The sequence below is a fragment of the Geodermatophilus sp. SYSU D00703 genome (assembly GCF_054050155.1).
Window position 1 is genome coordinate 597199 of the sequence record NZ_JBJGYU010000001.1, and the last position, 26338, is coordinate 623536.

General features: G+C 73.9%; 24 protein-coding genes. 13 read left to right on the forward strand and 11 right to left on the reverse strand.

Annotated features, from left to right (window positions below):
* The first annotated feature begins 25 nt into the window (after positions 1-25).
* The 3 genes from ACI782_RS03040 (at position 26) to ACI782_RS03050 (ending at position 4011) form a co-directional block, all read left to right on the forward strand.
* Positions 26-889: an SCO6745 family protein gene (locus ACI782_RS03040; protein WP_456905928.1), complete on the forward strand. Its 864-nt coding sequence runs from the start codon at positions 26-28 to the stop codon at positions 887-889.
* Between the two features lie 68 nt (positions 890-957).
* The gene (locus ACI782_RS03045; RefSeq protein ID WP_456905930.1) at positions 958-2568 is read left to right on the forward strand and encodes an SLC13 family permease; all 1611 of its coding nucleotides are present in this window, start codon (positions 958-960) and stop codon (positions 2566-2568) included.
* Between the two features lie 303 nt (positions 2569-2871).
* A complete protein-coding gene (locus ACI782_RS03050; protein ID WP_456905932.1) occupies positions 2872-4011 on the forward strand; it encodes a magnesium and cobalt transport protein CorA in 1140 nt (379 codons plus the stop codon).
* Between the two features lie 75 nt (positions 4012-4086).
* Here the strand turns inward: ACI782_RS03050 and ACI782_RS03055 are convergent, their stop codons facing one another.
* Positions 4087-4251 (reverse strand): hypothetical protein, encoded by a 165-nt coding sequence (locus ACI782_RS03055; RefSeq protein ID WP_456906123.1) that lies wholly within the window; start codon positions 4249-4251, stop codon positions 4087-4089.
* Positions 4252-4438: 187 nt separating this feature from the next.
* Between ACI782_RS03055 and ACI782_RS03060 the strand changes: the two genes are divergently transcribed.
* The 3 genes from ACI782_RS03060 (at position 4439) to ACI782_RS03070 (ending at position 7617) form a co-directional block, all read left to right on the forward strand.
* On the forward strand, positions 4439-5416 hold the full coding sequence (locus tag ACI782_RS03060; protein ID WP_456905934.1) for an ornithine cyclodeaminase family protein: 978 nt from the start codon (positions 4439-4441) through the stop codon (positions 5414-5416).
* Positions 5417-5602: 186 nt separating this feature from the next.
* Complete coding sequence (locus tag ACI782_RS03065) at positions 5603-7063, forward strand: FAD-binding oxidoreductase (protein ID WP_456905936.1); 1461 nt, start codon at positions 5603-5605, stop codon at positions 7061-7063.
* A gap of 41 nt (positions 7064-7104) precedes the next feature.
* A complete protein-coding gene (locus ACI782_RS03070) occupies positions 7105-7617 on the forward strand; it encodes a DinB family protein (protein ID WP_456905938.1) in 513 nt (170 codons plus the stop codon).
* 22 nt (positions 7618-7639) lie between these two features.
* Here the strand turns inward: ACI782_RS03070 and ACI782_RS03075 are convergent, their stop codons facing one another.
* The 3 genes from ACI782_RS03075 to ACI782_RS03085 all read right to left on the reverse strand — a co-directional run bounded on the left by ACI782_RS03075 (position 7640) and on the right by ACI782_RS03085 (position 10334).
* A complete protein-coding gene (locus ACI782_RS03075; protein WP_456905940.1) occupies positions 7640-8149 on the reverse strand; it encodes a hypothetical protein in 510 nt (169 codons plus the stop codon).
* A 97-nt stretch (positions 8150-8246) separates the two neighbouring features.
* The gene (locus tag ACI782_RS03080; RefSeq protein ID WP_456905942.1) at positions 8247-9329 is read right to left on the reverse strand and encodes a tartrate dehydrogenase; all 1083 of its coding nucleotides are present in this window, start codon (positions 9327-9329) and stop codon (positions 8247-8249) included.
* A gap of 33 nt (positions 9330-9362) precedes the next feature.
* On the reverse strand, positions 9363-10334 hold the full coding sequence (locus ACI782_RS03085) for a LysR family transcriptional regulator (RefSeq protein WP_456905944.1): 972 nt from the start codon (positions 10332-10334) through the stop codon (positions 9363-9365).
* Positions 10335-10464: 130 nt separating this feature from the next.
* On the opposite strand from ACI782_RS03085, the gene dctA reads away from it, so the two are divergent.
* Together dctA and ACI782_RS03095 are read left to right on the forward strand one after the other, a co-directional pair.
* A complete protein-coding gene (gene dctA / locus ACI782_RS03090) occupies positions 10465-11871 on the forward strand; it encodes a C4-dicarboxylate transporter DctA (RefSeq protein WP_456905946.1) in 1407 nt (468 codons plus the stop codon).
* 1 nt (position 11872) lies between these two features.
* Entirely contained in the window at positions 11873-12985 is a 1113-nt protein-coding gene (locus tag ACI782_RS03095; protein ID WP_456905948.1) for a glycerate kinase, read from the forward strand.
* 60 nt (positions 12986-13045) lie between these two features.
* Here ACI782_RS03095 and ACI782_RS03100 read toward each other — a convergent pair whose 3' ends face one another.
* From ACI782_RS03100 to ACI782_RS03110, 3 genes are read right to left on the reverse strand one after another with little or no spacing between them, the layout of a single operon-like run.
* Positions 13046-14254: an MFS transporter gene (locus tag ACI782_RS03100; RefSeq protein ID WP_456905950.1), complete on the reverse strand. Its 1209-nt coding sequence runs from the start codon at positions 14252-14254 to the stop codon at positions 13046-13048.
* A 20-nt stretch (positions 14255-14274) separates the two neighbouring features.
* The gene (locus ACI782_RS03105) at positions 14275-14838 is read right to left on the reverse strand and encodes a TetR/AcrR family transcriptional regulator (RefSeq protein WP_456905952.1); all 564 of its coding nucleotides are present in this window, start codon (positions 14836-14838) and stop codon (positions 14275-14277) included.
* Positions 14835-15323: a maltose acetyltransferase domain-containing protein gene (locus ACI782_RS03110; protein ID WP_456905954.1), complete on the reverse strand. Its 489-nt coding sequence runs from the start codon at positions 15321-15323 to the stop codon at positions 14835-14837. The genes ACI782_RS03105 and ACI782_RS03110 overlap by 4 nt, the downstream gene beginning before the upstream one ends.
* Positions 15324-15515: 192 nt before the next feature.
* Between ACI782_RS03110 and ACI782_RS03115 the strand changes: the two genes are divergently transcribed.
* Both ACI782_RS03115 and ACI782_RS03120 read left to right on the forward strand, forming a co-directional pair.
* Positions 15516-17174: an FAD-dependent oxidoreductase gene (locus tag ACI782_RS03115; protein WP_456905956.1), complete on the forward strand. Its 1659-nt coding sequence runs from the start codon at positions 15516-15518 to the stop codon at positions 17172-17174.
* A 14-nt stretch (positions 17175-17188) separates the two neighbouring features.
* Complete coding sequence (locus ACI782_RS03120; protein WP_456905958.1) at positions 17189-18454, forward strand: cytochrome P450; 1266 nt, start codon at positions 17189-17191, stop codon at positions 18452-18454.
* Positions 18455-19346: 892 nt separating this feature from the next.
* Here the strand turns inward: ACI782_RS03120 and ACI782_RS03125 are convergent.
* The 4 genes from ACI782_RS03125 to ACI782_RS03140 are packed head-to-tail and all read right to left on the reverse strand — an operon-like array spanning position 19347 to position 22732.
* Entirely contained in the window at positions 19347-20522 is a 1176-nt protein-coding gene (locus tag ACI782_RS03125; RefSeq protein WP_456905960.1) for a zinc-dependent alcohol dehydrogenase, read from the reverse strand.
* Positions 20519-21004, reverse strand: a complete 486-nt coding sequence (locus tag ACI782_RS03130; protein ID WP_456905962.1) for a hypothetical protein — start codon at positions 21002-21004, stop codon at positions 20519-20521. The genes ACI782_RS03125 and ACI782_RS03130 overlap by 4 nt, the downstream gene beginning before the upstream one ends.
* Positions 21001-21576 carry a type 1 glutamine amidotransferase domain-containing protein gene (locus ACI782_RS03135; protein ID WP_456905964.1) on the reverse strand — a complete coding sequence of 192 codons (576 nt, stop codon included), beginning with the start codon at positions 21574-21576 and terminating at the stop codon, positions 21001-21003. The genes ACI782_RS03130 and ACI782_RS03135 overlap by 4 nt, the downstream gene beginning before the upstream one ends.
* Position 21577: 1 nt before the next feature.
* Positions 21578-22732: a glutathione-independent formaldehyde dehydrogenase gene (locus ACI782_RS03140; RefSeq protein WP_456905966.1), complete on the reverse strand. Its 1155-nt coding sequence runs from the start codon at positions 22730-22732 to the stop codon at positions 21578-21580.
* 248 nt (positions 22733-22980) lie between these two features.
* Here ACI782_RS03140 and ACI782_RS03145 point away from each other — a divergent pair, with 248 nt between their 5' ends.
* From ACI782_RS03145 to ACI782_RS03155, 3 genes are all read left to right on the forward strand, one after another.
* The gene (locus ACI782_RS03145) at positions 22981-24012 is read left to right on the forward strand and encodes a helix-turn-helix transcriptional regulator (RefSeq protein WP_456905967.1); all 1032 of its coding nucleotides are present in this window, start codon (positions 22981-22983) and stop codon (positions 24010-24012) included.
* Positions 24013-24219: 207 nt separating this feature from the next.
* Positions 24220-25074, forward strand: a complete 855-nt coding sequence (locus ACI782_RS03150) for an SRPBCC family protein (RefSeq protein ID WP_456905969.1) — start codon at positions 24220-24222, stop codon at positions 25072-25074.
* Positions 25071-26246: a zinc-dependent alcohol dehydrogenase gene (locus tag ACI782_RS03155; RefSeq protein WP_456905971.1), complete on the forward strand. Its 1176-nt coding sequence runs from the start codon at positions 25071-25073 to the stop codon at positions 26244-26246. The genes ACI782_RS03150 and ACI782_RS03155 overlap by 4 nt, the downstream gene beginning before the upstream one ends.
* The last annotated feature ends 92 nt before the right edge of the window (positions 26247-26338 follow it).

Consider the following 26338-nt stretch of genomic DNA (forward strand, 5'->3'; position numbering starts at 1 on the left):
ACGGGGTCCTCCTAGGGTCGGCTGCATGGTCAGCGCCGATCCCCTCGCCGACGTCGCCCGCGCCCACCGCGCCGTCGAGCCGCTGCACAGCCACCTGTACTTCGCCCCCGAGCAGGACGAGCACCTGAGCGCGCTGGGTCTGCGTCCGGGGCGGATGTGCTACTTCGCCGGGCGCGCGGCCCCGATGGGCGCGGTCGGCCCCGGCCTGGTGACGGCGACCTTCGCCAACTTCGCGCCGGCCATCGTGGCCCGGCACGTCCCGCGCTGCTGGACGCTCGCCACGCCCGCGCAGGTGGTCGAGGCCCGCGCGGCCGCCGCGCGCGCCGCCCTGACCCGGCTGCTCGGTGCGGAGGCGGCCGACGCCCCGGAGGTCGTCGAGCTGGCCGGCCTGTTCCGCGAGGCGTGCACCGCCCTGACGCCCGAGGGCCGCCCGCTCTACGCCGGCACCGCCGACCTGCCCTGGCCCGACGAGCCGCTGCTCGTCGTCTGGCACGGCGCCACGCTGCTGCGCGAGCACCGCGGCGACGGCCACGTCGCGGTCCTCGTGCGGCACGGCCTGTCCGGGCTGGAGGCGCTGGTCACGCACACGGCCACCGGCCGCGGCTTCACCGAGGCCGCCGCCCGGGCCACCCGGGGCTGGAGCGAGGAGGAGTGGACGGCGGCCGGCGCGCGGCTCACCGAGCGGGGACTGCTGGCCGACGGCGGCCTCACGGACGCGGGACTGGCCCTGCGCGCGGGCATCGAGGCGGAGACCGACGAGCTGTCCGCGGCACCGTGGCAGCACCTCGGCCCCGAGCGGACGGCGCGGGTCGTGGCGCTCGGCAAGCAGCTGTCGGCCCGGCTCGTGGCCGCCGGCGCCTACCCGGCCGGGACCTTCGCCGCCCGGTGAGCGTGACGCGCGCGTCCGCGGGGTAACCCCTCCGTCCTGTGGTCAGGGTCACACCCCGGGAGGGCGACATGACGGCCACCGAGCACCGGCCGGCGCAACGGACCGACGTCGACGCCGCGTTCCGAGGCTCCGCCACCTACCGCAGCCTCGGCGAGCAGCGGCTCAGCCCGGCCGAGGAGCGTTTCGAGAAGGGCCGCCGGACCGTCGGGTTGTTCCTCGCCCCGGTCGTCACGATCGCCTTCGCGCTGCTGCCGCTGGGCCTGCCGCGCGACCAGCACCTGCTCGCGGCGGTCCTGCTCGGCGTCATCGTGCTGTGGATCACCGAGCCGGTGCCGATCCCGGTCGGCGGGCTGATCGGCGTCGGGGCGATCGTCGTCCTCGGCGTCGTCCCGGCGGACGACGCGGTGGGGCCGCTGGGGTCGACGACGGTCTTCACCTTCATCGGCGCCTTCATCCTCGCCGCGGCGATGCTCAAGCACGGCGTCGCGCGGCGGTTCGCGATGGCCATCCTGTCGATGAGGTGGGTGGGCGCCTCCACCGCGCGGGTGATCATCGCCTTCGGCCTGATCACCTGCCTGCTGTCGGCGTTCGTCTCCAACACCGCCACCGTCGCGATGCTGCTGCCGACGGCGATCGGCATCCTCTCGGTGATCGCCAAGCTGATGCAGGACAAGGAGATGGTCGCCCCCGACTTCGACCCGCTGCGGCTGCGGGTGGGCGTCGCGCTGATGCTGATGCTGGCCTACGGGGCCAGCGTCGGCGGTCTCATCACCCCGGTGGGCACGCCGCCCAACCTCATCGGCCGCGGGCTGATCGAGGAGGCGACGGGGGAGCGGATCAGCTTCCTCGACTGGATGCTGATGGCCCTGCCGATCTGCGCGCTGATGTTCGTGGCGCTGGTCGCCGTCCTGCTGCTGCTCAACCGCCCGGAGATCAAGCGGATCGAGGGCGTGCACGAGTACGTGCACGCCGAGCGCGCCGAACTGGGGCCGATGTCGCGGGCCGAGCGGAACACGCTGGCCGCGTTCGGCATCACCGTGCTGCTGTGGATCTTCCCCGGCATCATCGCGCTGACGGCCGGGACCGACTCCGCCCTCTACGTCACGGTCTCCGACCGGCTCGACGAGGGCATCGTGGCCGTCCTCGGCGCCTCACTGCTGTTCCTGCTCCCCACCGACTGGAAGCGCCGGGAGTTCACGCTGAACTGGTCCGACGCGGCGAAGATCGACTGGGGCACGATCCTGCTGTTCGGCACCGGGATCATCTTCGGCTCGCTGCTCGCCGACACCGGCCTGGCCGAGACCATCGGCAACAGCGCGGCCGACAGCCTCGGGCTGACCAGCACGCTCGCGATCACCGTCTTCGCGGTGATCCTGGCGATCGTCATCTCCGAGACGACGAGCAACACCGCCTCGGCCGCCGTGGTCGTGCCGATCGTCATCCCGGTCGCGGTGGCCGCGGGCATCAACCCGTTCGTGCCGGCACTGGCGGCCACGTTCGCCGCGTCGTTCGGGTTCATGCTGCCGGTCTCCACGCCGCAGAACGCGATCGTGTACGGCTCGGGCGTCGTGCCGATCACCAAGATGATCCGTTCGGGGATCTCCTTCGACGTCCTCGGTGCGCTGCTGATCGTCCTGTTGCTGCCGCTGCTCATCGACCTCGTGCTGAACGTCGGTTAGTCGCCCCGCTCGGGCAGGGGGGCGGCGCGGGCGACGGCGTGGTCGACCAGGCCGTACCGTCCCGGCGCCACCCGCCGTTCACCCGCCGGGGGGAGCCGGGTGGACAGGTCGTGTCACGATGGACGACGGCCCGCTGACCCCGCGCGGGTCCACCGACCACGGGAGGGAGCGAGCGCGTGCGCAGCGAACCGCCCAGTACCGGCACCGAGGTCCGCGCTCCCTGCTGAAGGACCCCGCTCTCGCGAGGCGGGTGCGGACCTCCGACGCGTCCCCCCGCCCCAGCGTCCCTCCCGGGAGTCCGTCGTGGTCGACCGCCGCCGTGCGTCCCTCACCGCCCTGTCCCTCGGCCGCCGTCCGCGGCCGGAGCTGACCCTCGCGCCCGCCCTGCCGCAGCCGGTCGCGCCACCCACCCGCAAGCGCCCGGCGCTGATCGTGGACAACGCCGTCTACTCGTCCGGCCGGCGGGTGGCGACGCCGGAGACGGTCGCGGAGAGCCACGACTGGCTGGTGGAGGACGCTGAGCGCCTGGTCTGGCTGGGCCTCTACCGGCCCGAGCCGGGGGAGCTCGGCGAGCTCGCCGAGCAGTACGACCTGCCCGAGCTGGCGGTGGAGGACGCGATCAAGGCCCACCAGCGGCCCAAGTTCGAGCGCTACGGGGACACGCTGTTCGTCGTCCTCAAGGCCGCGCGGTACCTCGACGCGGCCGAGGAGGTGGAGTTCGGCGAGCTGCACCTGTTCCTCGGCCGCAACTTCGCGATCACCGTGCGGCACAGCGAGTCGCCGGACCTCTCGCGGGTGCGGCGGCGGCTGGAGAGTGAGCCGGCGCTGCTGGAGAAGGGCAGCGAGGCGGTCCTCTACGCGATCCTCGACGCCGTCGTCGACGGGTACTCCCCGGTGGTCGCCGGGCTGGCCAACGACATCGACGAGATCGAGACCGAGGTCTTCCGCGGGGACCCGGGGGTGTCCCGGCGCATCTACGAGCTCTCCCAGGAGGTGCTGGAGTTCCAGCGCGCCGCCCAGCCGCTGACCGGCATCCTCGCCCAGATCGCCGCCGGGTTCGACAAGTACGGCGTCGACGAGGACCTGCGCAGCTACCTGCGCGACGTCGAGGACCACGTCGTTCAGGTCAACGAGCGGGTGGAGGGCTTCCGGCTGCAGCTGCGGGACATCCTCACCGTGAACGCCACGCTGGTCGCGCAGCGGCAGAACGAGGAGATCCGCGAGCTCACCGAGGCCTCGATCGCGCAGGGCGAGGAGGTCAAGAAGATCTCCGCGTGGGCGGCCATCCTCTTCGCCCCCACGCTCGTGGGCACCGTGTACGGGATGAACTTCGACGCGATCCCCGAACTGCACTGGCACCTGGGTTACCCGTTCGCCCTGGTGCTGATGGTCGGGGTGAGCGTGACCCTCTACTGGGTCTTCAAGCGCCGCGGGTGGATCTGACCGGCGCGGTCAGCCGCCGTCGGCCGGGGCGGTGGGGGCGCCGTCCGGCCGGCAGCGCAGCACCGCAGGCCGCCGTCAGGCCAGGACGGCGTCGGCCGCGGTGGCCTGCAGCGTGAGGTCGGCCGCCGTGGTCAGCCAGCCCGCGACGAGCAGCAGCGGCCACGGCTGCTCGTCGTCCAGCGACGCGGTCGCCGCCACCAGTGAGGCCTGGGCCACCGCCCTGCACGCCATGGTCCGCACGACGGGCTCCTCTCATCCGATTGCGAGGACGATCGGCACCGGCGGCCCGACACTCCAGTGGCGAGACGAGAACGTCATCCCGGGGGGTGGATCGGGCGACACGGGCAACAAGCCGGAAACCCCGGGGGGGCGCCGGCCGCCGTCGTCCACCGTTGACCGGCGACGCCCTGCGCGACAGCATCGGACGGTGCTCCTCCTGCGACGGCGGGACGTCGAGCAGCTGCTCGACGCGCGTGACCTGGTCGACGCCCTGGCGACGGCGATGGCAGACCTCTCGGCCGGGCGGGCCTCGGTCCCGCCCCGGGTGGCCGCGCTCGTGGAGCAGCGCGGCTTCCTCGCGGCGATGCCGGGCTACAGCCCGACCCTGGGGTCCCTGGCGGTCAAGGTGATCACCCTCTTCCCGGGCAACACCGGGCCCCGGACGCCCACGCACCAGGCGCTGATCGGGCTGTTCGACCCGGAGACCGGGACGCCGTGCGCGCTGATGGACGGCAACGCGATCACGGCGGCCCGCACGGCCGCCGGTTCGGCCCTGTCGATCCGCCTCCTGGCTCGGCCCGACGCCGCCGTCCTGGCCGTGCTGGGCACCGGGGTCCAGGCCCGGGCGCACGCGCTCGCGGTCCGCGCCGAGCGGGACCTCGAGGACGTGCGCGTCGCGGGACGGCACCCGGAGAGGGCCGAGGCGCTGGCCGCGGAGCTCCGCGCGGCGGGGCTGCCGGCCCGGGCCGTGGCGTCGTGGGCGGACGCGTCCCGCGGCGCCGGCCTGGTGTGCGCCGCCACCGCGGCCGAGGAGCCGGTGGTGCGGCGGGACTGGCTCGACCCGGGCACGCACGTCACCTCGGTCGGCTTCACCGCGACCGGGCGTGAGGTGGACGACGACACCGTCGCCGACGCCCTCGTCGCGGTGGAGCACCGGGAGACCGCGCTCGCGGACTTCCCGGTCGGCAGCAACGACCTCAGCCGGCCGCTCGGCCGGGGCCTGCTGCTGCCGGACGACGTGGTCGAGATCGGCGAGCTGGTCGAGGGACGGCGGCCCGGGCGGACCACCCCGGACCAGCTCACGCTCTACAAGTCCGTCGGCGTCGCCGTGCAGGACGCGGCGGCCGCCGGGCTGGTGTTCACGGCCGCCTGCCGCCGCGGCGTCGGCCACCGCCTGACCATGTGAGGTCCGCTTGCCGCGCCGCGGTCGCTCGGCAGCTCAGCCCGTGTCCCCACGGTCACCACGCGCCGGACGCCCCGTTCGGCGTGCGCGCGGGACCGCCGGTCGCCCCGGCGTGTGCCACAGTGCCGATCGCTCCCAGCGGGGGCCGTACCACCCGGGAGCCGCCTGCGGGCTCGCAAGGGGGCTGTCATGCCACTCGACGACCTGACCACCACCCGGTTCCTCCGCTCCTTCCGGGGGGAGGCGCTGCGGCCGGCCGACGCCGGCTTCGCCGATGCACGGGCCGAGGCCGTCTGGAACGGCGCCGTCGCGCGGCAGCCGGCCCTGATCGTGCGGCCCGCCTCGACCGACGAGGTCGCCCGGACGCTGGCCTTCGTCCGCGAGACGGGTGCGGAGGTGACCGTCCGTGGCGGCGGGCACAGCGCGGCCGGCAGCTGTGTCGCCGAGGGGGCGGTGATGATCGACCTGTCCCGGATGGCCGGTGTCCGGGTGGACCCGGGGCAGCGGCGCGCGTACGTCGGCGGTGGCGCCACCTGGGCCGCCGTCGACGCCGCGACCGCCCCGCACGGACTCGCGGCGGTCGGCGGGACGGTGAGTCACACCGGCGTCGCGGGACTGACACTCAGCGGCGGGATGGGGTGGCTGACCGCCCGGCACGGGCTGGCCTGCGACAACCTGGTGGCGGCGACGCTGGTCACCGCCGACGGCCGGACCGTGGACGTCTCCGACCGGGAGCACCCCGACCTGCTCTGGGCGCTGCGGGGTGCGGGCAGCAACTTCGGGGTCGTCACCGAGCTGGTGTTCGACCTGCACGAGCTCGACCCCACCGTGAACCTGGGGTTCTTCTTCTGGCCCGTGGAGGGGGAGGAGGTCGAGGAGGTGCTCGGCTTCGCCCGCGAGTACCTGTTCGCGTGCCCCCTGGACACCAGTGCCGTGGTCGCGGCGCTGTCCGCACCGCCGGAACCCTTCGTGCCCCGGCAGCACCAGGGCGTCCCGGGCGTCGCCGTCCTGGTCGCCGGCTGGGGCAGCGCGGAGGAGCACGCCGACGTGGTGGCGCCCCTCCAGGCGCGGTTCCCGCTCATCGAGATGATCACGCGGCTCCCGTACACGTCGTTGCAGCAGGTGCTCGACGAGGCCGAGCCGTGGGGCATCCGCGGGTACGCCAAGAGCGTCAACCTCGACGACCTGCCCGACGGCGCGATCGACGTCCTGCTCGACCGGCTGCCCCGCCGGCGGTCACCGATGTCCTACGTGCCGATGTTCCCGCTGCGCGGCCGGTTCGCCGAGGTCCCGGACGACGCGACGGCGTGGGGGAGTCCCCGCAGCACCCGCTGGGCACTCGCCCTGCTCGACATCGCGCCGGACGAGGAGAGCTACGAGGCCGACCGGGTCTGGGTCCGCGAGCTCTATGAGGCGCTGCAGCCGTACGCGTCCGACGCGGGGGCCTACCTCAACTTCGAGAGCGACACCGACCAGCGGCGGGTGCGGGCCTCGTACGGCGAGGAGAAGTACCGCCGGCTGGCCGCGCTCAAGGCCGAGTGGGACCCGGAGAACCTGTTCCGGCACAACCCCAACGTCCCGCCGACGGGGCCGGGCATCCCCGCGCCGCGGGAGGCGGCGACCGAGCGAGCCGAGGAGGCGACCCGCTGACGCGTCCGCGGCGTCCGACGGCGCCCTGACACCATCGGGGCATGACGACGACCGAGCGCGGCATGCCGCCGCTGCAGGCCGATGAGCGGGCGACGCTGGAGGGCTGGCTGGACTTCTACCGGGCCACGCTGCTCGGCAAGTGCGACGGCCTGCCCGACGAGCAGTTGCGGACGGCCTCGGTTCCGCCGTCGCCGCTCACGCTGCTCGGGCTCGTGCAGCACATGGCCGAGGTCGAGCGGAACTGGTTGCGGCGGGTGCTGGTGGGGGAGCGGGTGCCGCCCATCCACGACCCGGACGCCGACCCGGACGGCCCCGACGGCGGCTTCGACCTCGCCGACGACGCCTCGCTCGCCACCGCCCGCGCCGTCTGGGAGGACGAGGTCGCCCGGGGGCGCGCCAACTGCGCCGGGCGCGACCTGGACCGGACCAGCCCGTTCATGGGCGGCCAGGTCACGCTCCGGTGGATCTACAACCACCTCATCGCCGAGTACGCCCGGCACGCCGGGCACGCCGACCTCATCCGGGAGCGCATCGACGGCGCCACCGGCGTCTGAGGCCGGCGCCGGCCGGTGTCGTTCACCCGCCGGCGTCGGGCGGCGTCCCCTCCGCGGACAGGCGCGCCGCCAGGTCGTCCAGGGCCTTCGTGATCAGCGCGCCGTAGGGGTCGTCGCCCAGCGCCGGCGCGGCCCGGAGGCCGAGGTCGAGGTGGCGGCGGGCCTCGGCGAGGTTCCCGAGCCTGCGGTGGTCCTCACCGACGTTGAGGTGCAGCGACGGGTAGAAGGCGGCCACCGGCCCGATGGCGCCCGCGGCGGCGGCCCGCTCGTCGGTGACCGACTCCGCCACCTCCAGCGCCCGCTGGTCCCAGGCCAGCTCCTCCTGCGGGTCGTCCTGGACGTCGGCCATGGAGTGGGCGAGGAAGCACCGGTGCAGCGGGTCGCCGCCGGGACCCAGAGCCGCCCAGATCTCGCCGAAGGCGGCGCGGGCCTCGGCGCGGCGCCCCTGCTGCCCGAGCGCGATCACCTGCCGGATGCGTTCCAGGGTCTCGTCCGCGGCGGCCGGCCGGCCGTCGTCCCTCCTCGCTGCCATGCCGGCACGCTAGGGGCCCGGTCCGACAACGGGCTCCGCCGGTGGACGTGGCGGGCCCCCGTCCGGGTGCGGACGGGGGCCCGGCCGGGAGCCCGGGTCAGGCGGGCAGGTTGCCGATGATCGCGGCGGTGACCTCCTCGGTGGTGGCGGTCCCGCCGACGTCGCGGGTGCGGATGCCCTGACCCGAGGTGACCTCGATGGCGAGCTGGACGGCCTTCGCCTCGTCGTGCAGGCCGAAGTGCTCGAGCATCAGCGCGGCGCTGCCGATGGCGCCGACGGGGTTGCAGATCCCCTGGCCGGCGATGTCGGGAGCGGACCCGTGGACCGGCTCGAACATGGACGGGAAGCGTCGCTCGGGGTTGAGGTTGGCGCTGGCCGCGAGGCCGAGGCTGCCGGCCAGTGCGCTGCCCAGGTCGGAGAGGATGTCGGCGTTGAGGTTGGACGCGACCACGACGGAGAGGTCCTCGGGGCGCAGGACGAACTTCGCGGCCATGGCGTCGACGAGCACGCTCTCGGTCTCGACGTCCGGGTACTCGGCGGCGACCCGCGCGAAGACGTCGTCCCACAGCACCATGCCGTACTGCTGGGCGTTGCTCTTGGTGACGCTGGAGACCTTCCGGCGCGGCCGGGTGCGGGCCAGGTCGAAGGCGAACCGGATGATCCGCTCGCAGCCGACCTCGGTGAACACCGCGGACTGGACGGCGACCTCACCGCCGTCGCCGCGGCCGGAGAAGTTGCGGCCGCCGAAGCCGGCGTACTCGCCCTCGGAGTTCTCGCGGACGACGACCCAGCTCAGGTCGGTGCTCTCGGCCGTGCGCAGCGGGCTCTGGATGCCCGGGAGGAACTCGACGGGGCGCACGTTGGCCCACTGGTCGAAGCCCTGGCAGATCTTGAGGCGCAGGCCCCACAGGCTGACGTGGTCGGGGACGGTCGGCCAGCCGACGGCGCCGAAGTAGACGGCGTCGAAGTCCTGCAGCTGGTCGAGGCCGTCCTCGTCCATCATCCGGCCGTGCTCGGCGTGGTAGTCCGAGCCCCAGGGGAACTCCTGCCAGGCGAAGGCGAACCGGCCGTCCGAGGACTCGGCGAGGGCGTCGAGGACGGCGCGGCCGGCCGCCACGACCTCCTTCCCGACTCCGTCGGCGGGGATGGCGGCGATGCGGAACGTGCGCTGGGCGGTCATGACGGGCTCCGGAGGGGACGACTGCTGGGGTCGTCACCGAGGAAACGGCGTTCCGTCGTCCGGCGTCCAAGACGGATCGTCGATGCGACCGATAGGCCGGGCCTGTCGGTCCTGCCTGCCTGCGATGAAGTCCTCGACGCAGGAGACGAAGGCCTGCGCGGCCGGGGTGAGGGGAGTCGTCCGGGAGACGAGGGAGATCCGCAGCAGGACGGCCGGCTCGATCCGTCGCACGCGCGCGCCCGACCGTCGCGCCAGCGGCGTCCAGGACGACGGCAGGACCGCGTGGCCGACGCCGGCGAGCACCAGCGGCAGGATCGAGGTGCGGTGCTCGACCTCGACGACGATCCGCGCGTCGACGCCGCCGGCCAGGACGTCGTCCACCAGGCGCCGCACCAGGCTGCCCTGCCTGCTCACGATGAGCCGCGCTCCGTCGAGGTCCTCGTGGGTGACCGTGGCGGAGCGGGTCGGGTCCGGGTCCTCCTCAGGAGGGGAGACGAGGACGAGCGGTTGCTCCTCGATCGGCAGGACCCGCAGCCCGCCGGTGTGGGGCGGCGACGCCGCGCCGAGCAGGCCGAGCTCGGCCCGGCCCGCCTTGACCGCCTGGACGACCTCCTCGGGAGTGAACGCCGCGTCCGCGGAGACGGTCATCGCCGGGTGGGCGGTGGTGAAGTCCCGGACCAGCGTCGCCAGGGGCTCCATGCCGGGGCTGGGCATCGTGACCAGCTCGACCCGGCCGCGCCGGAGCCCCCGCGCCGACCGGGCCGCGGCCTTGGCGGCCTCCAGGTCCCGGACCACCTGCCGGGCCGGCTCGATCAGCTGCGCGCCGGCATCGCTGAGCACGACGCCGCGGCCGACCCGGTGGAACAGCGGCACGCCGAGCTCTCGCTCGAGCGTCCCGATCGCCTGGGACAGCGACGGCTGCGCGATGTGCAACTGCTCGGCGGCGCGGCCGAAGTTCATCGTCTCGACGACGGCGAGGAAGTAGGTCAGCTGCCGGACGTCCACCGCGTTCCCTCCCCGCGGACCGATAGGTCGAGCCTACCGGTGGAGTAGCGAAGGCGTCTTGGACGCGTGTGGCGCCGGTCACCCAGTGTGGCGGTCACCGCGTCCCCCGTCGCAAGCACCGAGGTGTCCCATGGACCTGTCACACGCGCCCACGCCGCCGGCCGAGAAGAGGCGCTGGTACCGGCAGCTGTACTTCCACGTCCTCGTCGCGATCGTCCTCGGCGTCGTCGTGGGCGCCCTGTGGCCCGCAGTCGGGACCGCGATGGAGCCCATCGGCACCGCGTTCGTCGGGCTGATGAAGATGCTGATCGGCCCGATCGTCTTCCTCACCATCGTCGGCGGCATCGCCGGCGTGGCCGATCTGAGGAAGGTCGGCCTCACCGGCATCAAGGCGCTGACCTACTTCCAGATCGGCACGATCCTCGCGATGGTGGCCGGGCTGGTCGCGATCAACCTCTTCCGCCTGGGCGACGGCGTGGACGCCGACGTCAGCACCCTGCAGCCGACCGAGGACGTCGACTCGCTGGTGGCGGCCGGGCAGGAGCAGCACTGGTGGGACTTCGTGCTGCGCGTGCTCCCGGAGAGCGCCGTCGCCCCCTTCGTCGAGGGCGAGATCCTGCAGGTCATCTTCCTGGCGGTGGTCTTCGGCGTGGCGCTCAACGCCGTCGGCACGGTCGGCGCCCCGGTGCTGTCGGGCGTCCAGCGGCTGACCGCGGTCGTCTTCAAGGTCCTCGCCTTCCTCATGAAGGCCGCCCCGCTCGGCGCGTTCGGGGCGATGGCCTACGCGATCGGCGAGTACGGCCTCGAGACGCTGACCAGCCTCGGCTCCCTGATCGCGCTGTTCTACGTCACCTCGGCGCTGTTCGTCGTCGTGGTCCTGGGCTCGGTGATGGCCTACCTGCGGCTGAACGTCTTCCACCTGCTGCGGTACTTGCGGGAGGAGCTCCTGCTGATCCTCGGCACCTCCACCGCCGAGCCGGCCCTGCCCGGCCTGATGAGGAAGATGGAGCACGCCGGCGTGGAGCGGTCCACCGTCGGCCTGGTGGTGCCGACCGGCTACTCGTTCAACCTCGACGGCGCCGCGATCTACCTCTCCCTGGCCGCGCTCTACATCGCCCAGGCGACCGACACCGACCTGTCGATCACCGAGCAGCTGGGCCTGCTCGCGGTCATGCTGCTGACGTCGAAGGGCGCGGCCGGCGTCGCCGGCGGCGGCTTCATCGCCCTGACGGCGACCCTGTCCACGGTCGGCACCATCCCGGCGGCGGGCATCATGCTGGTCTTCGGCATCGACAAGTTCATGTCGGAGTGCCGCGCGCTGGTGAACTTCTGCGGCAACGCCGTCGCCACCTTGTTCATCGCCGCCTGGGACGGGACGCTGGACCGCGACCGGGCCCGCGCGGTCCTGCGCGGGAACGACGTCCCGCCGCTGCACGAGGTGGCCGAGGCGCCCGAGGAGACCCCGGACACCCCGCAGGCAGCCGCGCCGCACCCGGCGCCCGGCGTCGTCGGCATCCCCGTTGCGGCGAGGGGCTGACGTGCGCGTCCTCGTCGCTCCCGACAAGTTCAAGGGCTCCCTGACCGCCCTCGAGGTGGCCACCGCCATCGGGCAGGGCCTGGCAGCGGCCGGTGTCGCCGCCCGGCTCCTGCCCCTGGCCGACGGCGGGGACGGCAGCGTGGCCGCCGCCGTCCACGCCGGCTCCGCCGTCCGCCCGGTGTCCGTCCAGGGCGCGGACGGACGCCGGCGCGACACCGGGATCGCGTTCGACGGCACGACCGCCGTGGTCGAGGTCGCCGGGGCGTGCGGGCTGAGCACGCTCCCCCCGGGGGTGCTCGCCCCGATGACGTCGTCCAGCGCCGGCTTCGGGCAGGCGGTCCTCGCGGCCCTCGACGCCGGGGCCCGGCGGGTGGTCCTCTGCCTGGGCGGGAGCGCCAGCACCGACGGTGGCACCGGGATGCTCGCCGCCCTCGGCGTCCGGTTCCGCGACTCCACGGGGCGGGACGTCGAGCCGACGGGGGGCACGCTGGCGCGGATCGCGTCCGTGGACGTGTCCGGACTGCGGCACCTGGACGACGTCGAGCTCGTCGTGGCCACGGACGTGACCAACCCGCTGCTGGGGGCCGAGGGCGCCGCCGCCGTGTTCGGTCCGCAGAAGGGTGCCGACGCTCGGCAGGTCGCCGAGCTCGAAGCCGGACTGGCGCACCTCACCCGCCTGTTGGACGCGACCGCCCTCGCCGACGAGCCCGGTGCCGGGGCCGCGGGAGGTCTGGGCCTGACCTGCCGGTGGCTCGGTGCCCGCCGGGTGGCGGGAGCGGAGTTCTTCCTCGACCTCCTCGGCTTCGACGCCGCGGTCGCCGACTGCGCGGCGGTCGTCACCGGCGAGGGGCGGATGGACGGGCAGACGCTGGCCGGCAAGCTGCCCGCCGTCGTCGCGGCGCGGTCGGGACCGCGCCCCGTGTCCGCCGTCGTCGGGCGGTCGCTGCTGACGCCGGAGGAGCGGCGGCGACTCGGCGTGGAGCGGGTGGTCGCCCTCGGCGAGCTGACCGACGAGGACCCGAGCCGCGACCCCGCTCTCTCGCGGCGGCTCGCCGCGGTCGCCGGGGAGCTCATCGGCCGCGGGGTCCGCGCTCCGGCGGTCGCCGCGCGGTAGGGCGCTCGCGCCCGCCGCGGGTGGCGAGGGTCTTCCCGCCCTCGCCACCGGTCGCGGAGGTCAGCCGCCGGACCCGCCCGCGGACCGCCGGCCCGGCAGGGCCCGGCCGAGCACCAGCGTGCCGACCCCGGCGAGCACGACCGCGAGCAGGGCGACCCGCAGGCTGGTCGCGTCCGCGAGGGCTCCGATCAGCGGTGGGGAGACGAGGAAGCCGATCCGCAGCAGCCAGTTGATCGCGGCCAGGCCCAGCCCGTGCGGCAGTCCGGGCAGCTCGTCGGCCGCCTGGTAGACGGCGGGGATCAGGGTGGCGACGCCGAGGCCGGCCAGGGCGAACCCGGCCAGCGTGGTGGGCACCGACGGCCACGCCAGGGCCAGCCCCATGCCGGCGGCGGTGAGCGCCCCGCCGACCCGGGCCACCCGGCGCTGGCCGAACCGGTCGACGACGCGGTCGCCGGTCAGCCGCCCGACGGTCATCGCCACCGACAGCGCGACGAAGCCCAGCCCGGCGGTGGCCGCGCCGGCCGCGAGCTCGGTGCGCAGGTAGAGCGCGCTCCACGAGGCGCCGGCGTCCTCGACGAACGCACCGCAGGCGGCGAGCACGCCGAGCACCGCGAGCGCCGGGACGGCAGCTCGCCGGCGCGGGCGCTCGCGCGGGTGCTCGTCGATGTCGGCGTCGGCCGGCTCGGGCTCGTCGCGTCCGGGCAGCATCGCCCGCGAGGCGACCAGCGCCACGGCGCCGAAGACGACGGCCGAGCCGGCGAGGGAGGCCACGAGCGGGACGCCCAGCCCCGCCGCGGCCGAGCCGAGCAGCCCGCCCGCCACCGCGCCGATGCTCCAGATGCCGTGGAAGGCGTTGAGGATCGACCGCTGGTAGAGCCGCTGCACGCGCAGCCCGTGCGCGTTCTGGGCGACGTCGATGATCGCGTCCAGCGCGCCGGCCACGAGCAGCGCCGCGGCGAGGCCGAACCAGTTCGGCGCCACCGACACCGTCCACACGGTCACGCCGAGCAGCACCAGGCCGTAGGAGGCGACCCGGCCGGACCCGAACCGCCGGATCAGCGCCGCGGAGGACAGGCCGGCCAGCAGCGCACCCAGCGGCAGCGCCGCCAGCGCCGTGCCGAGGGCGGTGCTGCTCAGCCCGAGCTGCGCCTTCACCTCCGGCAGTCGCGGGACGAGGCTCGCGTAGAAGACGGCGTTCAGGAAGAAGCAGGTGGCGACGGCGCCGCGCGCGCGGCGCAGGCGCGGGGCGTCGAGCGTGGTGGTGTCCACGGGTCCTCGGGGTCGGGTCTTCAGCCGGCGAGCCGGGAGAGGGCGGAGCGGATCTGGCCGGCGTCCATCGGGTCGGTCGACAGCGCGCTGTGCAGGACCAGGCCCTCGACCAACGCGTCGACCTCCCGCGCGGTCACCGGGTCGAGGTGACGCTCGAGGCTGCAGCGGCTGCGGGACATCCAGTCCTGGGTGACCGCGCGCAGGGCCGGGTTGCGGGCCGCGGCGACGTAGAGCTCGACGGCGAGCACCAGGTCGCGCGAGGAGCCGAGCAGGTCGCCGGTCAGGTGCTCGACCAGCGCCTCGAGCGCCGCCTTCCGGTCGGGTGCGGCGCGCATGCGCTCGTCGAAGCGGGCCGCGACGGTGTCGACGTGCCGGGTGAACGCCGCGGCCAGCAGGTCGGTCAGCGAGCCGAAGTGGTAGGTCAGCGACCCCAGCGGGACGTCGGCCGCACGGGCGATCGCCCGGTGCGTCGCGGCGGCGACGCCCTGCTCGGCGATGACGTCGAGCGCGGTGTCCACCAGCCGGTCGCGCCGTCCCGGGTCGTGCCGGCGGGCCCGCCGGGCCGGAGCGGGAGCGGTGCTCACCGGCCGGTCGTGTCCGGCGTGCGGACGACGCGGGCGGGGTTGCCCACGGCGACCACGTTCGCCGGGAGGTCGCGGGGAACCACCGACCCGGCGCCGACGACGGTGCTCTCGTCGATGGTCACGCCGGGCAGCACGATCGCCCCGCCGCCGAGCCAGACGTCGTCCCCGATGGTGATGGGTGCGACGTCGAGGGCGACGAGGCCGGAGTCGGCGAAGCACCGGGCGCCGATGCGGTGGTGGCTGCCGTGGTCGACGTACAGCGGCGGCCGGATCTCGGTGCCCTCGCCGATCTCGCCGAGCAGCTCCTCGAGCAGCTGCCGGCGCAGCGGACCCTGGAGGACCGTCGTCGCGTTGTAGGCGTCGGTGAGGTCGAGAGCCCGGCTGCCGGCCTCGGCGAGCTCGGGGTCGTCGGCGGTGTAGAGGTCGCCGGTGAGCACCCGCTCGCGCAGGGGCCGGGGATCGCCCGCGACGGGCGCGGCACTCATGAGAACTAGCGTACACAACGGCGGTCGCGATGCCTCTCACCCGTTGCGGGTGAGGCCGCGCACCGGGCCGCTGGTCCAGCCTGGGCCGTCCGGTGGCTCGCGGGACGATCGGCCCGGTTGGGGAGCAGTGCGGCAGCCGTGCCGTTCGGTCCGCCCGCCCGTCGCACCAGAGCCTGACGGGAGAACGCCGACATGGAACTCGTCGTCGACCTGACCCGGTGCCAGGGCTACGCACAGTGCGCCTTCCTGGCCCCCAGCGCCTTCACCATGCACGGCGAGGGAGAAGCCCTGCTCTACGACCCCGAGCCCAGCGACGAGATGCGCGAGCGGGTGTTGCGGGCGGCGGCGGCCTGTCCGGTGCAGGCCATCGTCCTCGACCGGGGACCCGTCGAGGACGGCGGTCGGCGGGCCGCCGCGGCCGCGGCGCGCCGCGGGGACATGGACGAGGAGTTCCTGCGGACCGGGCGGATCGTGATCGTCGGGGCGTCGCTGGCAGGGGCGCGGGCCGCCGGGGCGCTGCGCCACCAGGGGTTCACCGGCTCGCTCACCGTGATCGGCGACGAGTCCGCCGAGCCCTACGACCGCCCGCCGCTGTCCAAGCAGGTGCTGGAGGGCTGGGTGCCGGCCGGGCACACCGGGCTGCCGCGCCGCCGCGCCATCGAGGCCGACTGGCGGCTGGGTGTGGCGGCCACCGGGCTGGACCTGGCCGCCAAGCAGGTCCGCCTGGCCGACGGCTCGTCCGTCGGGTTCGACCGGCTCTTGATCGCGACGGGGGTGCGGGCGCGGCCGTGGCCGAACCCGGCCGAGGCGGCACTGGACGGGGTGCTCGTGCTGCGCACCCGCCAGGACGCCGATCGGCTGCGGCGGCTGGTCGCCGCGCGGCCGGACCGGGTGCTGGTCATCGGCGCCGGGTTCACCGGCTCGGAGGTCGCCTCCGTCTGCCGCCAGATCGACGTCCCGGTCACCGTGGCCGAGGCCGGCCCGGCTCCGCTGGTGGCCGCCCTGGGCGGCACGATCGGCGCGGTCGCGGCCGACATGCACCGCGCGGCCGGCGTCGACCTGCGCTGCGGCGTCATGGTCACCGCGCTGGAGGGTGAGAACGGTCGGCTGCGCCGCGCCCGGCTCTCCGACGGGAGCACCCTGGACGTCGAGGTGGCGGTGGCTGCGCTCGGCGGCGTCCGCAACGTCGAGTGGCTGGAGGGGTCCGGGCTCGCGGCCGGCCGGTGGGGCGTTGCCTGCGACGCCGGCTGCCGCGCCTTCGACGCCAACGGCCTGGTCACCGACGACGTCTTCGTCGCCGGCGACGTCGCCCGCAGCCCGCAGCCGCTGTTCGGCTACCAGATGCTCGCCCTCGAGCACTGGGGCAACGCGGTCGCCCAGGCCGAGGTCGCCGCCCACAACATGATCAGCGACCAGGCGCACCGCTGGCCGCACCTGGCTCTGCCGATCTTCTGGTCCACCCAGTTCGGCACCGAGATCAAGTCGGTCGGGGTGCCGAACGTCGCCGATCAGGTCGTGGTCACCCAGGGCTCGGTCGCGGACCGCCGGTTCGTCGCCGCCTACGGCCGGCGCGGTCGCCTCGTCGGCGCGGTCACCTTCGACCAGTCGAAGTGGCTGGAGTTCTACGGCCGCCAGATCGAACGCGGTGCGCCCTTCCCGCCCGCCCACCGCACCGTCGACCAGCCCCCTGAGCTGCGCCCGGTCGAGGCCGGGTTCCCCACCCAGCCGATCCCCACCCAGGACGCCACCGTCGTGCTCACCGGCCACGACCCCGACGAGCGGCGCGCCACCCTGCTGCCGGAGAGGTCCGGCACCGCGAGCACGCCGCGCATCCCCACGCCCCGCGCCTGAAGGAGGCCGCCATCATGGTCACCATCGCGCCGCCCAGCGTCTTCGCGCAGATCCTCGACTACGCCAACCGCGCCGACCCGTATCCGCTCTACGCCGAGCTGCGCCGGACGCCGGTGGCCCGGGAGGCCGACGGCAGCTACGTCGTCTCCACGTACCGGGAGATCGTCGACCTGCTGCACGACCCGCGGATCAGCTCCGACGCGCGCAGCGCCGACGCGCCGGCCGCCGACGACACCGACCAGCCACCCGGGCTGCCGCCCGCGTTCATCCGCACCGATCCACCCGAGCACGACCGGCTGCGGCGCATCGTGAACCGCCACTTCGGCCCGCCGCACACCCCGGGACGGGTCGACGGCATGGAGCCGGACCTGCGCCGGAAGGTCACCGGGCTGATCGACGGCCTGGCCGGCCGGACCGAGGTCGACATCGTCGACCAGTTCGCCTACCCGTTCCCGGTGACGGTCATCTGCGAGCTGCTGGGAGTGCCGCGCGAGGACGAGCCCCGCTTCCACGGCTGGGCCCAGGCCCTCGTGGACGCGCTCGACCCGGGCGCCGGGGACCCCGACGAACAGCAGCGCCGGCGGACGGCCGCCACGAGGGAGTTGGGCCTCTACCTCGCCGGGCTGGTCGACGCCCACCGTGGATCGCCCGGTGCGGACCTGCTGTCCGCACTGGCCACCGAGGACGGTCCCGAGGGCCGCCTGACCGACGTCGAGCTGCTGACCTCCGCCGTCCTGTTGCTGGTGGCCGGCCACGAGACGACGGTCAACCTGATCACCAACGGTGTGCTCACCCTGCTGCGCAACCCCGAGGTGCTCGAGCGGCTGCGCCGTGAACCCGAGCTGGCGATCCACCTGGTCGAGGAGCTGCTGCGATTCGAGCCGCCCGTGCAGTTCCTGCCGAACAGGGCCGCCCTCGACGACATCGAGATCGCCGGGACCACCATCCCGAAGGGCGCCCGGGTCGTGCTGGTCCTCGCCGCCGGCAGCCGCGACCCCGAGCACGTCCACGACCCCGAGCGCTTCGATCCCGACCGGTTCGACCCCGACCGGTTCGGCCTCGCCCGGGACAGGGACCAGCACCTCGGCTTCGGCGGCGGCGTCCACTACTGCTTCGGCGCCCCGCTGGCCCGGCTGGAGACGCAGATCGCCCTGGCCGAGCTGGCTCGCCGGCTGGTCAACCCGCGCCTGGTCGTCGACCCGCCGCCGTACCGCACCAGTCCGGTCCTGCGCGGCCCGCGCCACCTGCCGGTCGCCATCGACGGCGTCCTCCCGGCCTGAGCGCCGGCACGGGCGGCTGGTAGGGAGCGCTGCCAGAGACGGGGACACGTGCGGGGCCCGGTCGTCCGACCGGGCTCCGCACGTGAGTTGAGCTGCAGTCCTCCCGGGGATCAGGAGGACTTTCGGGGTGTGTGTCTGTCTGTGGGATCTTGGCGAAATGCGAGCGGGTAGATCGCCCGGTTCAGGTATCGGGCTGTGGCGCTCGCACACGAATCCGTCGCGAGTTTGCACACGCCGGCTAGCGCCATAGCGGAATCGTCCCCCGCAGCGTCACGAGCCCAGGTCGCGTCGCGCGGCTTCGACAGCGCTGTGGCACGTCGCGGGCGACTCGACCCAGATGTGTGAGAGCCGCCTCCAGCAGAGCCAGCATGTCGTGCCGATCCAGCGAACTGGCGTCGACTGGCACCTGTGATGCCAGCCGTAGGCCGCCGTCATGGAAGAGCATCGGGTGGCGTTCGGTCTTCTCACCCGCCGCCGCAGCTGTTCGCCAGCGATCCAGCTTCTCCATCGACGGACGGCCGGCCAGGCCGTCGCGCCAGGCCCTGTCTCGGGGCACCAAGGCCGCTTCCAGGTGCTGCAAGTCGGGTGGCAGTGAGTCGGTGAAGGCCGTCCTCGTCAGGTGCTGCGCCACTGACGTCACCGGGACCGGCAGATCGCTGCGGAGTTCGACGTCAGATAGGTGCGTGGCCCTCGACCTGAGCGGCCTGTCCAGACGTGTCTACCGAGGGCGACGCGTGCGATCCCGAGTGTGTGACAGGGCGCCACCTTGCATCCCGGGCACGTCACTCCCCCCGGGACCTGGTGGTCGAGCATCAGCCCAGCAACAAGGGCCAGCGAGTCGCGCCTCAGCAGTTGCTCATCACACCGCGGGGGCGGCCCGCCCGTCGGCGCCTCATGCACCCGGACGGAAAACAGCGCGGACGCACCCGTCCTCCTTGTCCTTGAACATGCGGTAGCCCTTCGGCCCGTCGTCGAGCGGCATCACGTGCGTGGCGAGGTGCTCGGTCCTCACCTCGTCCCGGCTCATCCGGTCGAGGATCTCCGGGATGTAGCGGTGCCCGTGCTGCTGGGCGCCGCGCAGGGTCAGCGCCTTGTTCATCACCGCGCCGAGGGGGAACTTGTCCACGAGGCCGGCGAAGACACCGAGGGTGAACACCGTCCCGCCCTTGCGGCAGGCGTAGATCGCCTCGCGCACCGCCGTGGGCCGGTCGGTCTGCAGCCGCATCTGCTGCTTGACCTGGTCGTAGAGGAACTGCGGGCCCGGGTGGTGCGCCTCCATGCCCACCGCCTCGATGCAGACGTCCGGTCCCCTCCCGCCGGTCATCTCGCGCAGCTCGGCGGGGACGTCGGCCTCCTCGTAGTCGAGGGTCTCCGCCCCGATGTGCGTGCGGACCTGCTCGAGCCGGTTGTCGAACCGGTCGATGACGACGACCCGCTCGGCGCCCATGAGCATGGCCGCGCGGGCGGCCATCTGGCCCACACCCCCGGCACCCCACACCGCGACCACGTCCCCCGGCCGCACACCGGCCTGGTCCGCTCCCGTCCAGCCGGTGGGTGCGGCGTCGGAGGCGAACAGCGCCCGCTCGTCGGAGACGCCGTCGGGGATGGCGAACGCCCCCTGGTCGGCGTAGGGCACCCGGATGTAGGGCGCGTGGCTGCCCGCCCAGCCGCCCATCGCATGGGAGTACCCGAAGCAGCCGCCGATCGACTGGCCCCACAGCGCCTCGGTGATCCCAGGGTTGGGGTTGCCGTTGTCGCACAGCGACCACAGCCCCTGCCGGCAGTACCAGCACTGCCCGCAGCCGATGAAGGAGGCCACCACCACGCGGTCACCCACGCGGTGCCTGGTCACCCCCGGCCCCACCTCGGTGACCGTGCCCATGAACTCGTGCCCGAGCACGTCACCGGCGCGCATGGCGGGGATGTAGCCGCCCAGCAGGTGCAGGTCCGAGCCGCAGGTCACCGACAGGCCGACCTCGAGGATGACGTCGTGGTCGTTGAGGAGCTTCGGCTCGGGGACGTCCTCCACGCCGACCTCGTTGACCCCGCGCCAGGTCACCGCCTTCACCGCACACCTGCCCGGGGCGCCACCTTGGTCCACGCCTCCAGCAGCGCGCCGCCGGGGGTCGCCGTCCGCTTGCCGTGCGGTGCCGGGTCCACCGCCAGCACCTCACCGACCTCGATGAGCTGCTTGGCCCGGCGCAGCGCGGATCGCAGGTCGGCCTGCGGGTCGCGGCCGCCGATCCGGCTCAGGGCGCCCGACGACGGCCGGTCGCGCAGCCGGGCCGCCAGCTCGGTGCCCTTGCCGCCGGGGGCCGGGCGGACGCGGACCTCGATCCGGTCGCCGAGCTCGGCCAGGGGTGCGGGCAGCTGCGCGGTGTCGACGTCGGACGGCTCGCGGAACACCGTCACCGCCAGCCACCCGGACGCCGGCTGTCCCCGGCCGGCCGGACGGGCGGCGGACGGGTCGATGGCCGACCGCACCTGGCGGACGACGGTGCCGCCCGCGCGGGCGGCGAGGGACGCCACATTCCCGAGGGAGCTGGTCATAGCCGACCCCCCGCGCCGGCGGCCTGCGGGGCCCGCGCGAACTCCTGCACGATGCGCTCGCAGAACGCCGGCAGGTCGTCGGGCGACCGGCTGGTGGTGATGTTGCCGTCGGTGACGACCTCCTCGTCGACCACGTCCGCCCCGGCGTTGCGCAGGTCGGTGCGCACGCTCGGCCACGAGGTCAAGCGGCGTCCGCGCGCGACGTCGGCCTCGACGAAGTTCCACGGGCCGTGGCAGATCGAGGCGACCGGCTTGCCCGACTGGACGAAGTCGCGGACGAACTGCACCGCGACGGGTTGCATCCGCAGCTTGTCCGGGTTCACCGTCCCGCCGGGCAGCAAGAGCGCGTCGTACTCGTCGACCGAGGCGGCGCCGACCAGGCGGTCGACCCCGAAGGTGCCGGCGTCCTCCACGTCGTTGTTGCGTGCCGCGATCTCGCCGTCGTGGATCGACAGCAGGTCGGTCCGTGCCCCCGCGTCGTCGAGGGCACGGCGCGGCTGCTCGAGCTCGACCCGCTCCACGCCGTCGGCCGCCAGGATCGCGACCCGTCGTCCGTTCAGCTCTCCTGCCATGTCAGGCCCCCGCCATCGCCGGGTGCAGGACGACCTTGGTCCAGCCCTCGTCCCGGGCGTCGAAGTGCTTGTAGGCCTCGGGTGCCTGGTCCAGCGGCAGCTCGTGGCTGACGATGAACGACGGCTCGGCCTTGCCGGCGGCGATGAGGTCGCGCAGCTGCCGGTTGTACTTCTTGACCGGCGCCTGGCCGCTGCCGATGTGCTGGCCCTTGAACCAGAACATGCCGTAGTCGAAGGCGAGCTTGCCCTGTTTCGCCAGCTCGTCGCTGGCGCCGGGGTCCTGGGGCACGAAGACGCCGACGTTGCCGATCTTCCCGGTGAAGCGCACCGAGGCGACCAGCCGGTTCATCGTCAGGCTGGCCTGCTCCTGCCCGTCCGGCTCGTGCGCCTGGTAGCCGACGCACTCGCAGCCGTTGTCCGCGCCCAGCCCCATCGTCTGCTCGAGGACGGCCTGCACCGGGTCGACCTTCGAGTCGTCGATGGCGATCGCGCCGATCGACTCGGCCAGCCGCAGCCGGTCCGGTTGCCGGTCGACGACCATCACCTTGCCGGCCCCGCGGATCGTGGCCGAGAGGGCGGCCATCAGCCCGACCGGGCCGGCTCCGTAGATGACGGTCTGGTCGCCGGGCTTCACGCCGGCCAGCTCGGTGGCGTGGTAGCCGGTCGGGAAGATGTCGGCGAGCATCACGTAGTCGGTCTGGCGCTGCTCGGCGTCCTCACCGAGCCGCAGGCAGTTGAAGTCGCCCCAGGGCACACGCAGCAGCTCCGCCTGCCCACCGGCCCAGGGACCCATGTCGGCGAAGCCGTAGGCCGCGCCGGCCATCTTCGGCTCCGGTTGCGCGGTCAGGCAGTAGTTCGTGAGCTGCTGCTCGCAGTTCTTGCAGTGTCCGCAGGCGATGTTGAACGGCAGGACGACCCAGTCCCCCACCTGGACCTTGTCGACCCCGTCGCCGACCTCGATCACCTGGCCCAGGTTCTCGTGCCCGAACCAGCGGCCGGTCTCGAAGTCGGTCCGGCCCTCGTACATGTGCAGGTCCGAGCCGCAGATGTTCGCCGAGGTGATCCGCACCAGGACGTCGGTCGGCCGCTCGATCCGCGCGTCCGGTACGTCCTTGACGCTGACCTGCCGGGGCCCCTCGTAGACCACTGCTCGCATGCCGTCCCCCTCGCTGGTCGTCGGTGCGCTGCCTGCGCGGCGTCCGGCCCGCACGGCAACGCTCGCCATCGGACACCGGTCGCGTGGTCCGGCGATATCGGCAGACCTGCCGATCCGTGGATCCCCGTGGCGCGCAGCGCCGCCTCGCGTGTCCCAGGGATCGGGCGCTCTGCCGATGCCACCCGACGGACCTGGCGATCATCGTGGTGCCAGAGCTCCACCGTCCCGACGAGGAGGCGACGAGGGACATGAGCGGACGAGAACCGGACCTCGCGGCGCTGCGGTGGGAGCTCGCCGCGATCGTGTCGACGCTGCACGAGACAACGCAAGCGGCGCTCGAGCTCCTGGGCCGGATCGTGCCCTTCGACGCGGCGTGGCTGGCCGTTCGGGACCCCGAGCGTCGCCGCCACACCCCGCTGGCCACGGCCGGACCGGCCGATGCCCTCCGTCGCTGTTTCCTCACGCCCGAGGCCGACGACGAGGTCGAGCAGTTCGGCCTCAACCGCACCCGGACGCCGATGCTGGTCGGCGAGATCCCGGTCCCCCTACCGGAGCTACGGGCGTGGGCCGAGCACCTGCTGCCGGCCGGCTCCCGCGGCGGCCTCGCTGCGGGTCTGTTCACCCTCACGGGGCGGCACGTGGGGTTCCTCAGCCTGCTCAGCGACGACCCGCACCACCTCGACCGGATCGACCGGCGGATCGTCGAGGCAGTCAGGTCGGTCATCGCCGGCGAACTGGACCGGACCAGGGAGATCGCCGAGACCGCGCAGCTCGTCGAAGGAGCCGTCGCCGGCGTCGTGCTCACCCGAGGTGGCGACGCCCTGCGCCTTCCGGGACTGCCCGAGGACCGCCTGCTCACCCGCGACTCCCGGGTCCTGACGACCGCGGCACGCGAGCTGGCGGAGGGCGGCTCGCGCACCGGCTTCCTCGCTCCGGCTGACGGCGATGACCCGGAGCGTCTGGTCCGCGTCACGGCGCTCGACTGCGCCATCCCGCAGCTCGACCACCTCTCCACCGCGGTGTTCCTCTCCCCGCCCGGGGACCTGCGCGGCCTCGGGACGTTCCACCTGCGGGTCCTGGGGCTCGTCGTCGACGGGACGACGTCGATCCCGGCCATCGCCGGTGCACTGGGCGTGGACACGACCCGGGTGGCCGACGCCCTGCACGCGGCCCTGGCCGCACTGTCGGCCCCCAACCTCACCGCCGCCGCGGTGCGCGCCCTGCGCGCGGGGCTGCGGATCCCCCCGCAGCTGGCCGGTGGCGGCCCGACCGCGACCTGAACGGCGCCCTGCCGAGATCGGTCGTTCTGCCGATGGCGCCGGCCCCCGCGCCGGGGATCTGCTGCACCCGACGACGTCCTCCCGGAGGGTGCGATGACCTCTGCCCCGCAGCCCCTGTCCGTCGGCCGGCCTCGGGTCCGTTCCTCGGACGCGACCCACTGCCCCCGAGGGCTCGGCGTGGCCAGCGCCGCGCTCGGGGTTCCGCAGGTGACGAGACCGGCGGACTTCGCGCGCAGCCTCGGCGTCGGGGACGCCCCGCGGCACCGCGCGGTCACCGCACTCGTGGGCGTCCGTGAACCGGCCGCCGCGGCCGGCCTGCTCGGCTGGCCGCATCCCGCCTGGCTCTGGGGCCAGGTCTGCGGAGACGCCGTGGACATCTCCCTGCTCAGGCGTGCACTCCCCAACCACGACGGCCGGGGCCTGCGCCGCACGGTCCTCACCATGGCCGGCCTCGTCGTCATCACCGCCGTCGACGTCCACGCAGCCGTCACCCGCACGACCCGGAAGGAGCCCGCGACACCCATGGAACTCACGTCCGCCACGACCGTCACCAGGCCACCGGAGGAGGTGTACGCCTTCTGGCGGCAGCTCGACCGGCTCCCGACGTTCATGGCGCACCTCGACGAGGTACGCGCCACGGACGCCCGCCGCAGTCACTGGAGGGCCAGCGCGCCGTTCGGCCGGTCGGTCGAGTGGGACGCCGAGACCACCGACGACGTCCCCGGGCAGCGCATCGCCTGGCGCTCGCTCGACGGTGCCGACGTGCCCAACTCCGGCGAGGTCCGCTTCGTGCCCGCACCCGGGGGGCGCGGCACCGAGGTGCACGTGACCCTCACCTACGAGATGCCCGGCGGCGCGCTGGGCAAGGCAGCGGCGAAGTACTTCGGCGAGGAGCCCTCCCAGCAGCTCGACGACGACCTGCGCCGGTTCAAGCAGGTCCTGGAGACCGGCGAGGTGATCCGCAGCGACGGCGCACCGCGGGGCAAGCAGGCCCGCGAGGAGTTCCCGCAGCACCCTGCGCGCCCGCTGACCGACGAGGAGCGCAAGGAGGTCCTGGCGTGAAGGCCAACTGCTGGATCAGCCCCAACACGGTCGAGGTGCAGGACGTCCCCGACCCGAAGATCCTCAACAGCCGGGACGCGATCGTGAAGATCACCTCGACGGCGATCTGCGGCTCCGACCTGCACCTGCTCGACGGCTACGTGCCGACGATGCAGAAGGGCGACATCATGGGCCACGAGTTCATGGGCGAGGTGGTCGAGGTCGGCCCCGGGGTCGACCGCGACAAGCTCCGGGTCGGCGACCGCGTCGTCGTCCCCTTCCCCATCGGCTGCGGGGCCTGCTTCGCCTGCCAGAACCAGCTGTGGTCCTGCTGCGAGAACACCAACCCCAACGCCGGCGTGGCCGAGAAGATGTTCGGTCACCCGGTCGCCGGCATCTACGGCTACTCGCACCTCACCGGCGGCTTCGCCGGCGGCCAAGCCGAGTACGCCCGCGTGGTGCTCGCGGACGTCAACCCGCTGAAGATCGAGTCCGACCTCACCGACGAGCAGGTGCTCTTCCTCTCCGACATCCTGCCCACCGGCTACATGGGCGCCGAGATGTGCGAGATCAGCGACGGTGACGTCGTCGCCGTGTGGGGCGCCGGGCCGGTCGGGCAGTTCGCGATGGACTCCGCCCGGGTGCTCGGCGCGGCGAAGGTGATCGCCATCGACGACGTCCCCTACCGGCTGGAGATGGCCGCCTCGCAGGGCTACGAGACGATCGACTACTCGGACACCGACGTCCGCTCGGCCCTGCTCGAGCTGACCGGAGGTCGCGGCCCGGACAAGTGCATCGACGCCGTCGGCATGGAAGCCACCCACGGAGCCGCGCACGTGCACCTCTACGACCGGGCCAAGCAGGCCGTCCGGTCGGAGACCGACCGCCCGCACGTCCTGCGCCAGGCGATCACCTCCTGCCGCAGCGGGGGCATCGTCTCGGTCATCGGCGTGTACGGCGGGTTCATCGACAAGTTCCCGGCCGGCTCCTGGATGAACCGCTCCCTGACCCTGAAGACCGGGCAGTGCCACGTCCAGCGGTACATGCGCCCGCTGCTCGAGCGCATCGAGCGCGGCGAGATCGACCCCACCCGGGTGATCACCCACCGCCTGCCCCTGGCCGAGGCACCGCACGGCTACGACGTCTTCAAGCACAAGCAGGACCGCTGCGAGAAGGTGGTCCTCAAGCCCTGATCAGCCTCCCGCCGCTATCGAGGCCGCCTCGATGGGGGTACCGGGATCCCGCGCGGACTGCACCAGGAAGTCGACGAGCCTGCGTGCGGACC